Origin of the sequence: Shewanella sp. SM71 (assembly GCF_025653905.1) — a bacterium.
Lineage (GTDB): Bacteria > Pseudomonadota > Gammaproteobacteria > Enterobacterales > Shewanellaceae > Shewanella > Shewanella oncorhynchi.
On the sequence record NZ_JAKKRW010000035.1, the window covers coordinates 1 to 12,341 of the forward strand.

8 protein-coding genes and 2 pseudogenes are annotated in these 12,341 nt (G+C 43.4%); 6 read left to right on the forward strand and 4 right to left on the reverse strand.

The window, feature by feature from the left end:
• Nucleotides 1–233 (forward strand): annotated as a pseudogene (locus L5L97_RS22510) (IS4 family transposase); the annotation flags it as partial.
• Nucleotides 234–351: 118 nt separating this feature from the next.
• Here the strand turns inward: L5L97_RS22510 and L5L97_RS22515 are convergent.
• The 3 genes and pseudogenes from L5L97_RS22515 to L5L97_RS22525 all read right to left on the reverse strand — a co-directional run.
• On the reverse strand, nt 352–531 hold the full coding sequence (locus L5L97_RS22515; RefSeq protein WP_263187182.1) for a hypothetical protein: 180 nt from the start codon (nt 529–531) through the stop codon (nt 352–354).
• Nucleotides 532–1,045: 514 nt separating this feature from the next.
• The gene (locus L5L97_RS22520) at nt 1,046–1,504 is read right to left on the reverse strand and encodes a hypothetical protein (protein ID WP_263183988.1); all 459 of its coding nucleotides are present in this window, start codon (nt 1,502–1,504) and stop codon (nt 1,046–1,048) included.
• Nucleotides 1,505–2,009: 505 nt separating this feature from the next.
• Nucleotides 2,010–2,222: pseudogene (locus tag L5L97_RS22525) on the reverse strand (hypothetical protein); the annotation flags it as partial.
• A 241-nt stretch (nt 2,223–2,463) separates the two neighbouring features.
• On the opposite strand from L5L97_RS22525, the gene L5L97_RS22530 reads away from it, so the two are divergent.
• From L5L97_RS22530 to L5L97_RS22540, 3 genes are all read left to right on the forward strand, one after another.
• Nucleotides 2,464–4,656, forward strand: coding sequence for a M3 family metallopeptidase (locus L5L97_RS22530; protein WP_263183990.1), 2,193 nt, complete (start codon nt 2,464–2,466; stop codon nt 4,654–4,656).
• 276 nt (nt 4,657–4,932) lie between these two features.
• On the forward strand, nt 4,933–5,382 hold the full coding sequence (locus L5L97_RS22535) for an acetyltransferase (RefSeq protein ID WP_263183997.1): 450 nt from the start codon (nt 4,933–4,935) through the stop codon (nt 5,380–5,382).
• Entirely contained in the window at nt 5,383–5,766 is a 384-nt protein-coding gene (locus L5L97_RS22540; RefSeq protein WP_263183992.1) for a GCN5 family acetyltransferase, read from the forward strand.
• Nucleotides 5,767–5,973: 207 nt separating this feature from the next.
• Here the strand turns inward: L5L97_RS22540 and L5L97_RS22545 are convergent, their stop codons facing one another.
• Nucleotides 5,974–8,118 carry a M3 family metallopeptidase gene (locus L5L97_RS22545; RefSeq protein WP_263183994.1) on the reverse strand — a complete coding sequence of 715 codons (2,145 nt, stop codon included), beginning with the start codon at nt 8,116–8,118 and terminating at the stop codon, nt 5,974–5,976.
• A gap of 707 nt (nt 8,119–8,825) precedes the next feature.
• On the opposite strand from L5L97_RS22545, the gene L5L97_RS22550 reads away from it, so the two are divergent.
• Together L5L97_RS22550 and L5L97_RS22555 are read left to right on the forward strand one after the other, a co-directional pair.
• Nucleotides 8,826–10,871: a bifunctional 2',3'-cyclic-nucleotide 2'-phosphodiesterase/3'-nucleotidase gene (locus L5L97_RS22550; protein ID WP_263183995.1), complete on the forward strand. Its 2,046-nt coding sequence runs from the start codon at nt 8,826–8,828 to the stop codon at nt 10,869–10,871.
• Between the two features lie 207 nt (nt 10,872–11,078).
• Nucleotides 11,079–11,825, forward strand: a complete 747-nt coding sequence (locus tag L5L97_RS22555; RefSeq protein ID WP_263183996.1) for a DUF2057 domain-containing protein — start codon at nt 11,079–11,081, stop codon at nt 11,823–11,825.
• Nucleotides 11,826–12,341 lie beyond the last annotated feature (516 nt).

Genomic DNA, 12,341 nt, shown 5'->3' on the forward strand with positions numbered 1-12,341 from the left:
TCTCTATGCTGGCTGAAATCGTGTTGTGGTGTATTGGGTTAGCGGCACAACACCTTGGATGGCAAAGATATTTTCAAGCCAATACAGTGAGAAAGCAGGCTGTGCTATCAATTGTTAGACTTGGAAAGGAAGTACGCAAAAGAGACAAATATCCGGTAAAGGAGACAATTTTTCGCTGGGCATTAATCGAATATATAAACTTAGTTCATGACGCTGGAAAACCTCAATTATGAGGGGATCCCCCAGCGCTTTGCCAAGGGGCAAATGAGAACGATGTTAGGCGAAGCCTTGTGACGATTTGTCCCAGCCGCGCTTTTTAGCGGCGAACTTAGGCAACTTGTTAGTAGCATATTATGCAACGTTGTTTGATTTTGACGGCAAACGTTTTTTTAGTATACCTAAAGCCAGAAATACTATTGAAGAAACTAAAAATATACCTGAACCAAAAAAGTCTTGCTCTATAACGTTATAGGCCAACCCTAAAAGCATGATAAAAGCTGCTGCAAAATAATAAAAATAACTTATTTTCATTACACTTCCTTTTAATTTAGATTCGATGATCATTTACTACTAACATTTTATTAGTGCGCATGCGCGTTTACCTCATTAGACCAGTGAAAACGCGCACAGTTAACTATCTGTATGTAAAGAACTTATCAGCATTCCTCTAAATATACTATCTGGAAAAACGCGCATGCGCGTATTTCAAACCTATTATCTAATCTATGATATTTATAACTATATGATTTTATGACTATTTATTTTTTAGTAAATGTAAAAACGCGCACAAGGTTAGGATAAAAATCTTCCAAAATCCTCATAATTTGAATATGACGGTATGCCTGTCCAGCTTTTAGGCATCGCTAATAATTGCAACATTTGAGTTATATGGATGAAAATTTCTAGGCTAGAAAGTCTGCTCTTGACTACACCACAGACAACTTTTCAGCTCACTTTGGGGCAGAACAGACTTTTATAGTAATTCCTTTTTCCATTCCTCAAAATTGTTCATACTCTTCCTACTTGCTTCTGCCTAACGCCCATTTTACCGACCAATTTTTGCGAAGTTGTTTTGTATTGCCGCCAAGCACTTTGTCGTCCTATCTCTGGTGCTTGAATTAGTCGCATGTAATGAAATGTATGCAATACCTGCTACTGATGTTTCGTTAAAATACTCCAATGGCCAACTGTCGCACTGTTCTGGAAGCTGCTTTCCAACAGCATCTGGATAAGCATGGGTGACAATATCTGCGTATTTTTGTAACTCCAGAGCTGACAAGGCTGATAATTTAAGAGTAGCCAATTCTTGAGATAAGTATACTAAACCAAAGCGATTGAAAGGTTTACCTTCTATATTGTTTGGGCTTATTTTCCGCGCATACTCAATGACTTCAGGAAATGACCAAGAATCCGGTTCAATTATCAAATCCTCAGCTAGGGCACAATCTGTGATTAAAGTCAGTAAAACAAATGCAGTCATGTTTCTCATTTTGTTCATTTCCATAATTTCCTTATTTATGAACAACCACTAACGATGGGTCTTAGTCAGCATTAAGCAAGTAGCTACTCTTGAATCATTACAGATATTGAAGACACTTTGTAACATTACAAAAAATAGGTCAACTATTTAGAGGTAACCAAAGTCAGTTCGATATCCGTATCAAGCTTTGGGGTAATAGCTTTTTAGCTAAACGAACAGCGAAAGGGTTCGTGAGGATTGATATTGTTGCACCAGTGACCTTCTAAAACAGGATGTTTTAGAAGAGCCCTCATGGACGAGTTTGTGGCGAGTCACAGGGGAAACAATGACAATGAATGCAGCACAACTGACGATATAACTCACTAGCCTTTAGCCTTTAGCCTTTAGCCTTTAGCCTTTCAGTATTTAGAGTTGAAATGGCGAAAATCTAAGATTTAACCGCCGTTTCCGTATGAACCTTTTATATTCAGAACGGCTTTATTGCTCCCTACACTTTTATGCCATTCCAAAATCACTTTCACAAAGAGCACTATTTCACCGCCGATAGCTCGATAAATGCTGCGGTATACATTTTTAGGTTCAGCATGAATTGCTTATGAATGATGAACTCTTTTTCAGTATGGCCAGTGGATTCCACGCCCAGTATGGCGGTGCCAAAACTTAAAGCATTGGGGAATAATTTACTGTTGGTTGAGCCGCCAATTGCAATGGGTTTAGGGTCGACTAAGCCAAGAAAACGTGCCTGAGACGCGATAATATCCTCGCCCAGTTTGCCATCATTTTTTGCTTAAAAGCCTGAAACAAAACATTTGTTACAAACTAAACACAAAATCGATGGAACCCCTAGTCCGATACATGTTAAACAGTCACATTAAGCTTAATTTAATGGTTTTAGCCGCACGTAGACTTCAAATTTTTCCTGAAATCCAAGGCCATCATCATGCAAACATCCATAACAATATCGACCTAACGGGGAACAAATAATGAAGGGACTAACCCTTAAAGCGCAAGCCCGCACGCTAAGTGCTATCGCTTTAGCCTTAACTTTGGGCGCCTGCAGCACACAACAACCCGATGCCAGTGTTCAAGCAAGTGCGGCGCCAAATGCCGTGTCAGCACAAATTATCAGCCAGAATACGACGAATCCATTCTTTAAACCCTATGATACTTTTATGGAAATTCCGGACTTCGATAAAATCAAGCCTGAGCATTTCCTCCCCGCATTTAAAGCGGGAATCGCCCAACAACACGAACAAATTCAAGCAATTGTTGATAATAAAGCAAAACCCACCTTCGCCAATACGATTGAAGCCATGGAGTTTTCTGGCGATCTAGTGACGCGCGTTTCTAACGTCTTCTTTAACCTGACGGGCGCGGATACGAATGAAGCATTGCAAGCACTCTCGAAAGAAGTGTCGCCTATGTTGTCGTCCGCCGAAGACGATATTTTGCTTAATGACAAACTGTTTCAAAAAGTTAAAGCTGTCCACGACGCAAAAGACAACCTGAAGCTCAGCACAGCCCAAGCCAAATTGCTGGAAGATACCTATAAATCTTTCACCCGTGGCGGCGCGAACTTAAGCGAGCCAGATAAAACCAAACTGCGCGCGCTGAACGAAGAAATCGGCAAACTCAATTTAACCTTTGGTGACAATCTATTAGCCGAAACCAATGCATTCGAATTAGTGGTTGATAGTAAAGCCGATCTCGCGGGTTTGCCCGCAGATGTGATTGCCACTGCCTTTGAAACCGCCAAAAAACGTGGCCATGAAGGCAAGTGGGTATTTACCACGTCTCGCCCTTCTATCACGCCTTTTTTAACCTATGCCGATAATCGCCAGTTACGTGAAAAACTCTACAAAGGCTATATCGAGCGCGGTAACAACAATAACGCCAACGATAACAAGATTATCCTCGCTAAGATTGCTGCCCTGCGTGCTGAACGTGCTCAACTGATGGGCTATAAAACCCATGCGGATTTCGTGTTAGAAGAACGCACAGCTAAAACACCAGAAAACGTCTACGGTTTACTCAATAAAGTATGGCCAGCGGCATTGGCCCAAGCCAAAAACGAAGTGACTGATATGCAAGCCATGATTGACGCTCAAGGTGGCAATTTTAAGCTGCAAGCGTGGGACTGGGATTACTACGCAGACAAGATCCGTGTTGCTAAGTACAGCTTTAACGAACAACAAACTCGCCCGTATTTCTCCCTCGACAGTACATTAAAAGGCGTGTTCTACACGGCTAACCGTTTGTACGGTTTGACCTTTAAAGAACGCACCGACTTGCCAAAATACAATGCAGAAGTTCGTACTTGGGAAGTTTACGATAAAGACGGCAAACTGATGGCCATCTTTATGGGTGACTATTTCACCCGTGACAGCAAACGTGGCGGCGCTTGGATGAACTCCTTCCGCAAGCAATACAATATGAATGGCGTTGATTCTAAACCTATTATTGTCAACGTATTAAACTACCCTCGCCCAGCGGGTAATGAGCCAGCGCTGCTGACCTTCGATGAAGCCAGCACACTATTCCACGAATTTGGCCACGCACTACACGGCATGTTATCGAACGTCGAATATCGCTCACAGGGCGGCACCGCCGTACCTCGCGATTACGTTGAGTTCCCATCGCAAGTGAATGAAAACTGGATGACTCAGCCAGAAGTGTTAGCCCAATTTGCCAAGCACTACAAAACTGGCGAAGTGATCCCGCAGGAGCTAGTGCAGAAAATCCAAGCGGCCAGCAAGTTCAACCAAGGTTTTTCTACCGTTGAATACATGGCGGCCACTAAACTCGATTTAGATTGGCACACACTAACCGATACAACGCCAAAGGATGCGGCCAAGTTTGAGGCGGACTCGTTAGCGGCAATGGGACTGATTGAAGAAATTAGCCCACGCTATCGCAGCACTTACTTCTCGCATATTTTCGCGGGCGGGTATTCCGCAGGTTATTACAGCTACCTCTGGTCGGATATTTTAGGTGCGGATGCTTTCGAAGCCTTTAAAGAAAACGGCATTTTCGACAAGGCCACAGCGGACTCCTTCCGTAACAATATCCTTTCGAAAGGCGGCAGTGATGATCCTATGCTGATGTATAAAAAATTCCGAGGTAAAGAAGCCGGTATAGAGCCGCTACTGCGTAGCCGCGGATTACTGGCCGAGTAACATAACATCATCCCTCTAAATTGAAGTTTTAAATATTATAAACAGGGAGCGAATACTCCCTGTTTTTATTTTACTGATACTAAATAGGGAAATAGCGAGAAAGGTCAAGATGACAGAGTGCAGCTTGACAGGTAACATCTTGGGAAAAAGATGTTACGGAACTTACACCTAAACTTCTTAAAGGCGGATTAGTAACAGTGGTACGTTTCCGCTTCACATGTTAACCCACTTTAATTCACCGCTTAGGCGACATTAAATCTTCAATAGAGTTATATGATGAATATTGAGATGGTAGAAAAAGCAGATCATCTTAGTCTGCTCGATATTTGGGAAGCATCGGTGAGAGCAACCCATGACTTTTTAGCAGAAGAAGATCTACAGGAATTAAAGCCGTTGATCCTCGAACAATATTTTGACGCCGTTCACTTAAAGTGCGCTAAAAATGACAATGGAGAAATACTCGGATTCTGCGGGGTACATGATGGCAATATTGAAATGCTGTTCATCTCACCTGACGCGCGCGGAAAAGGTATTGGTTCCATGCTAGCGACACATGCCATTAATGAACTGGGAGCCACAAAGGTTGATGTTAATGAGCAGAATCAGCAAGCATTAGGTTTTTACCAGCATATTGGTTTTTCAGTAACGGGTCGCTCACCCGTTGATGGACAGGGTAAACCTTATCCGCTGTTGCATATGGCGTTATATTCCATTGAGGGATTGTAGATGTATCCTGATTCAATCGATGAGAATAGGGTTGGAGAGTATCCGGCGGAAACAAAATCAGGCGGCGGTTATTTCTATGATCAAGTCTTAGAATATCGTGTTTGGTGCCGCCCTTGGCAAGGTGCTCCAGATGAATTTGATGGTGAAATCTACTATTACGCATTTCATACTTATAATGAGGCTCTTGAATTTTCGAATGAAACTGACGGGTCTGAAGCGCCTTTAGTACTTATTAAACAGCTTGAATGGATTGATGAACCAGAAGCAGGAAAATTCATTCATAAAACAGGTGAACGCCTAACTGAATGGAGGGTTGAGTGGCTATTAGAGAGTCAACGTAAGGAGGACACTATTGCTAACTTTATAAGTGACAATCAAACATAACAATTTAATCAATAAAAAATAGTTTAAGACTGTCTTTCGACAACATTCCAACAAACTATTTTGGAACTGTGATTAGGAGCGTTACCTGCAGATTTCCTTATCCTCTAAACCTCCTGTCTTGAAACAAAAAATGGTTAATAAATCCGCCCCAACATCAATAAAAAAAGGCTTGTTAGGTTTCCCTAACAAGCCTTTATCTTATTACAATTAATCGACTAAACCGCGGCGTTTTAACAGTGCCTCTGTTGTCGGTTTTTTACCGGTAAAGTGAATATAATCTTGCATGAGATCTTCACTATTACCTTTAGATAAGACTTCCTTACGGAATTTGTCACCATTATCGGCTTTTAAGCCACCTTGCTCGCCCATATAGGCAAAGGCATCGGCGGCAAACACTTCGGTCCACAAATACGCGTAATACCCTGCGGAATAACCACCGGAGAAGGCATGGCTAAAGTAGCTCGATTTATAACGGGGTGGAATTGGCGCAAAATCAAGACCATGTTTAGCTAGCACTTGGTGCTCAAACTTCTCTACATCGCTAATTTGAGTATCGGCGCTGATAGAGTGCCATTCCATATCTAACAAGGCCGCTGACAGGTACTCAACGGTATCAAAACCTTGGCCAAACTTATTGGCCGCTAAAATTTTATCAAGTAGCGCCTTAGGAATTGGCTCACCCGTTTTGTAGTGTTTGGCATAGTTAGCAATCACAGCAGGGTCGATATTCCAATCTTCGTTAACCTGGGATGGAAACTCAACAAAGTCACGTGCAGTTGATGTTCCAGCCACGCTTGGGTATTTCACTTGCGAGAATAAACCGTGTATCGCATGGCCAAATTCATGGAACAGAGTGGTCACTTCATCGAAGGTCATTAGCGTTGGGCCATCGGCTGGCTTAGGAATATTAAGCGCGTTATAGACAACGGGCTTAGTGCCGAGCAGACCGCTTTGGGTGACGAACTCATCCATCCACGCGCCGCCGCCTTTGCCTTCACGGGCATACGGGTCTAGATAGAATAAGCCAATAGAACTGTTATCTTTATCAAAGACTTCAAAGGCTAAAACATCGGAATGCCACACAGGTAAATCGGTACGCGGTTTTAAGCTGATGCCATACAATTTATGCATAGCGAAAAACAGCCCGTCTTTCAGTACAGTATTAAACTCGAAATAAGGCTTGATGCTGCTTTCATCGAGGGAGTATTTCTCTTGACGCACTTTATCGGCGTAATAAGCCCAATCCCAAGGTTGCAGCTCGAAATCACCGCCCGCCTTTTTGATTTCAGCTTGAATATCAGCCGCTTCCATTTTGGCGCGAGCTAAAGCTTTTGGCGCTAAATCATCGAGGATTTCATACACAGCGGCTGGTGTTTTCGCCATTTGATCGGCAACCGCATAGGATGCCCAAGTATCAAACCCCAGTAAATTGGCTTTTTTAGCACGTATTTGCGCCATTTTGACAATCAATGGACCATTGATTGTGACGGCTCTGTGCGCCGAGGTTTCCCATACTTTTTGGCGCAGTTCACGGTTGCTCAGGCTAGAAAGCACAGGTTGGCGTGTCGTGTTGACTAAAGTAATCAAATAGCCTTCTTTACCCGCAGCTTTAGCAGCCGCAGCTAAAGTAGCAATTTCGCTGTCGGATAAACCGGCTAACAGGGCTTTATCAGTCACAACAATCACATCATCTTTAAATGATTTTAAGCTGTTTTGTGAAAAGTCCGTCGCTAAGGTTGCAAGCTCAGCGTTAAAGTCGCGCATCTTAGCTTTATCATCAGCCGACAATTTCGCGCCAGCGCGGACAAACTGCTCATAGTAGTATTCAACTAAACGCTGATCTTCCGCATTTAGGCTGCTCTTTTGCTGGTATACGGCTTCAACACGGGCAAATAAAGTCGGATCGAGATAAATATTATCTCGGTGGGCAGATAGCTTAGGTGCAAGATCCGCTTCGGTTTTCTGAAAATCATCATCAGAAATCAGACCTGCGAGATTAAAGAAGGTACGCAATACGCGCGTTAATAATTCACCCGAGGTTTCCATGGCGAGAATGGTATTGTCAAAACTAGCCGCTTGTTTGTTATTCACAATCGCAGCGATTTCTGCATCGTGAGCTTTAATGCCCTGCTCGAAGGCGGGAGCATAATCTGCGGACTGAATAAGATTAAATTGCGGCGCTTGATCTTGCAGTGGACTCTTGCTCAGCAGCACATTAGTTGCTTGCGCTTTAGCAGCAGTTTGAGTCGCAACGGCATTTTTGGCTTCATTGGTGCTTACATCAGGCTTGTCTGAACAAGCGCCAAGTAACAATGCCGCAGCTACGGCTGTGGTAATAACGGACTTACGCATATTAACTCCCTTGGATGTTGCTGCCCTTTCGATTGTATTTTTAAGGTGAAAGGTGCGCGCAAACGGATTTTGGCTTTCGGTTTACAACAGTCTGTTTTAACGAACTTGTGTAGCTTCGTACGTCAATTTCGATGAACTACCTTAACAAGTTACGCGCATTTCAGCCAAGTTTTACCCGCCCAGAGCACAGCTAATTTGTATCACTTTATGTGTATTGCCCGTCTAAATAAGCCTATGCCAACGCTACGCTAAACCTAACTCACCTCAATCAAGCCAAGAGACATGTGAGCATAGGTGATTAACATTGGCTAAAATTTGATGTAAAAGAATTATTTAAAACAATTCTACTGCAGTTTTACGTCAAATATCCCCGACATAGACAAGGGGCTGAGCAAATAAAATGCCATTCCAATAACAAATATTAATTCTTCTTAATAAACTGTTTACTGCAATTATTTAAACATTAATGCAACAAATAAACAGGCTAAACGGCTCACTATTTAGGCAAGCAAACCTTGAGTCACAATTTGAAACAGCTTTTATCCGATTAATGTCACATTCAGATCATCAAATGTCTTTATAATTCCCGCTCGTTAACTTAGCAGCAAATTAACCTAACAGTTAAATTACGCTGAATTAACGGGATGATGGGCATGGTCTTTTACGGAGCATGCATTGGGGTCAAATAAATATAAATAGAGATAACTATGTTAAATAAGAAAATACTCGCAGTGATGATCACTGCCGCCCTTGGTGTAAGCGCCTGTAATTCTGATGACGACAAAGTCGTTCAAGCCGATTTACGGGTACTCGAAACCACAGATCTGCACACAAATATCATGGATTTCAACTACTACAGTGGCAAAAATGACCCCACTATCGGTCTAGCCCGTACTGCAAGCTTAATCCACGCTGCACGCAACGAAGCCAAAAACAGCGTACTCGTCGACAACGGCGATCTACTACAAGGCAGCCCAATGGGCGATTACATGGCTAAAGTTGGCCTGCAAATGGGTGATATTCATCCAGCCTATAAAGCCATGAACCTATTAGATTATGAAGTCGGTAATATCGGTAACCATGAATTTAACTATGGTTTAGATTTCTTAAATAAATCCATTAGTGGTGCAGATTTCCCTTATATCAACTCAAACGTTTATTGCGCCGACGATAATGGTTGCTGGAATGAGGTTAAAAAAGGTGAGCATTTATTCACCCCTTATATCATCAAACAAAAAAACATCATCGACAGTGAAGGTAATAATCAAACCATTAACATTGGTTATATTGGTTTTGTGCCACCGCAAATTCTATTGTGGGATAAACAAAATCTGACGGGTAAAGTGACGGTCGAAGATATTATTGAAACCGCGAAAAAATATGTCCCAGAAATGAAAGCCAAAGGGGCCGATATCATTATCGCCATTCCTCACTCTGGCATTGGTTCAACGGAAAATCCTGGCGATCCTATGGCTGAAAATGCCACTTACGCTTTGACTTATGTTGATGGTATCAATGCGATTCTATTCGGCCACAGCCACTCTATCTTCCCTGATGCTAAGTATGCCGACTTACCCAATACCGACGTCACTAAAGGCCTACTGAACGGCGTCCCCGCAGTGATGCCAGGTCGTTGGGGTGATAACCTAGGGGTTGTTGACTTTAAACTTGAACGTAGAGATGGTAAATGGCATGTCCTTAGTGCGAAAACGCAAGCTCGCCCCATATATAATGGTGCGACTAAGGAAGAGTTAGTTAGCCAAGATCCCGCAATTAAAGATGCAGTCGCAGCCGAGCACCAAGGAACCCTCGCCTTTGTGGATGAACCTATCGGCGTTGCCGCAGCCGACATGTACAGCTTCCTTACCTTAGTGCAGGACGACCCTACGGTACAAATCGTTTCCGATGCGCAGATCGCTAACGTGAAAGCGAAATTACCTGCAGCATTAAAAGGTCTGCCAGTGCTATCAGCCTCCGCACCCTTTAAAGCGGGCGGTCGCCACGGTACAACCAGTGATGCCGATCAATTTGTGCAAGTTGATAAAGGCCCTCTGACCTTCAAAAACGCCGCCGATCTGTACCTGTATCCCAATACTATGGTGGCAGTCAAAGCAACGGGCGCCGAATTGAAAGATTGGCTCGAGTGCTCAGCGAACCAGTTCAATCAAATTGACCCTTCAAAAACCACCCCACAAGGTTTAATCAATTGGGATGGTCATCCAACCTACAACTTCGACGTACTGGATGGCTTAACCTATAAAATTGATGTGACCCAACCCAGCAAGTTTGACCGCGATTGCGCCGTCGTTAATGCCAACGCAAACCGTATCGTTGATTTAAGCTATAAAGACGAAAACGGCAAAGTCATCACAGGTGAAGAATTTGCCGCGAAAGAGTTTATCGTTACCTCAAATAACTACCGCGCCTTTGGGGGTAAGTTTGCTGGTACGGGTAGCGACCATGTGGTACTTGAACTGCCCGATACTAACCGTGAAGCGCTAGCTGCTTATATCACAGCGCAATCTCAGTACAACGAAACCACAGGTAAGTACGAAGCTATGGTCAATCCAAGTGCCGATTACAACTGGGATTTCAAAACCATCACTACCAACGTCACATTAGACATTCGCTTCGAAACCCAAGACAGTGACAAAGCCGCTGCCTTTATCGAAGCCAATAAACAACGTGAAATGAAGAAGATCGGTAAGGATGAACTGGGTTTCGCCGTTTATAGCATCAACCTAACCAAATAAGCGTTCAATCCCGAAATATCATGCTCAAAAAGGCTCCTCGTGAGCCTTTTTTATTCCCTACAGATTAAATTAACGCTAATCTGCGATCTATAAACGGCGTGTCGCCATTTAGTTCATCATGCTCCACACTAAAGGTTAAACCTGCTTTGTGTCGCCAAATATCTGCCTTACTATTTAGCGGCGTCCTCGCAACAACAGAGAAAGCTTATGAAATATCAATCAATCTTATGTGCCACTGCGTTAATGCTGGGCGCAGTGCAACCTGCAACGGCCGATGTTCATCTCAATCTGCCTAAAAATGCTGAAGTACTAACGGTCAATGGCAAGCCAGCCGTAAAGAGTGGCGATCTCATTTTAGCCGATGGGACCAATCAGATTGCCTTTCGCTATGCCGCGCAATATCGACAACAAGCTGACTCAGTGCATTATCTTTCCGACGTGCTCATCGTCCGTTTTGATGCATCAGCACAAACACTCACGCTGACACTTCCCGCCATTAACTCAGCCAGAGATGCAAAGAAATTTGATGAGTCACCTAAGCTGACACTATTAAATGCTCAAGATGAAGCCGTGGGTTTTACCAGCGATAAATTGATTAAGAATGGCATTCAACTGGGACGGGATTTCGAACACGAGATACTGCAGTACAACCTTAGTAATCATCCGGCTTCATTAAATCTCATTATGAATATCGCGCCAACACAACCAAGCGACGCTATTACACCAATATTGGCAAGCCAGCCGCAAATACGCCAAACATCAGCAGCCACATCCACGAGCTTGATCGCGCCAGCAGTTATGTCAGCAGCCGCAGCGGTCAATGACAAGGCTCAGCAAATCACTCCAGCGACGACACCTAGCCAAGCTGAAATCAGTCAAATGCTGGATTACTGGTACAAACAAGCTAACGACAATACCAAAGCCAGCTTCAAAGCTAAAATCAACAAAGAGTGATGCATAGAGCACGCAAGCGTTGAAGAGGGTATTTGTCCTCTAACCATCAACATTGCTTCAGCTATCTATTTCAAACCGCCAGCTTAGTGTCACTATGAACTGGCGGCTCTATTACAGTTCTTAGAATTAGAACTTAGTAAAACTTAAGCTCATTAAAAAAGCGTTCAGTAAACCCATTCCCACTTCACAGCTTAATGTCAATTAAGCCTATCAACGTCCTAACCAATAAAGCCCTTTCAAAAATACTAAAACGTGCAAATTTCAGACGCAAAAAAGCCAGCTTATTCAGCTGGCTTGGTTACATCTCAATGAGATAATTAGGCGCTTGGCGATGACCTACTTTCTTTTATCCCCGAAGGGGATACATGGGGGCGAGTCATCATTGCCTAAAATGCGCAGCATTTTGATGATGTGTCGCGCGGAGCAATGTATTGCGCAGCTGGGGACCCCGCTTAGCGGCGGGTTGACATCGAGATAAGTTTTCGCGGAGCGTATAAACACAAAAGCCCTAGCGGT

Coding starts and splice junctions, on each gene's coding strand:
- L5L97_RS22515 (WP_263187182.1), bottom strand. CDS start 531: ATGAAAATAAGTTATTTTTATTATTTTGCAGCAGCTTTTATCATGCTT.
- L5L97_RS22520 (WP_263183988.1), bottom strand. CDS start 1,504: ATGGAAATGAACAAAATGAGAAACATGACTGCATTTGTTTTACTGACT.
- L5L97_RS22530 (WP_263183990.1), top strand. CDS start 2,464: ATGAAGGGACTAACCCTTAAAGCGCAAGCCCGCACGCTAAGTGCTATC.
- L5L97_RS22535 (WP_263183997.1), top strand. CDS start 4,933: ATGAATATTGAGATGGTAGAAAAAGCAGATCATCTTAGTCTGCTCGAT.
- L5L97_RS22540 (WP_263183992.1), top strand. CDS start 5,383: ATGTATCCTGATTCAATCGATGAGAATAGGGTTGGAGAGTATCCGGCG.
- L5L97_RS22545 (WP_263183994.1), bottom strand. CDS start 8,118: ATGCGTAAGTCCGTTATTACCACAGCCGTAGCTGCGGCATTGTTACTT.
- L5L97_RS22550 (WP_263183995.1), top strand. CDS start 8,826: ATGTTAAATAAGAAAATACTCGCAGTGATGATCACTGCCGCCCTTGGT.
- L5L97_RS22555 (WP_263183996.1), top strand. CDS start 11,079: ATGAAATATCAATCAATCTTATGTGCCACTGCGTTAATGCTGGGCGCA.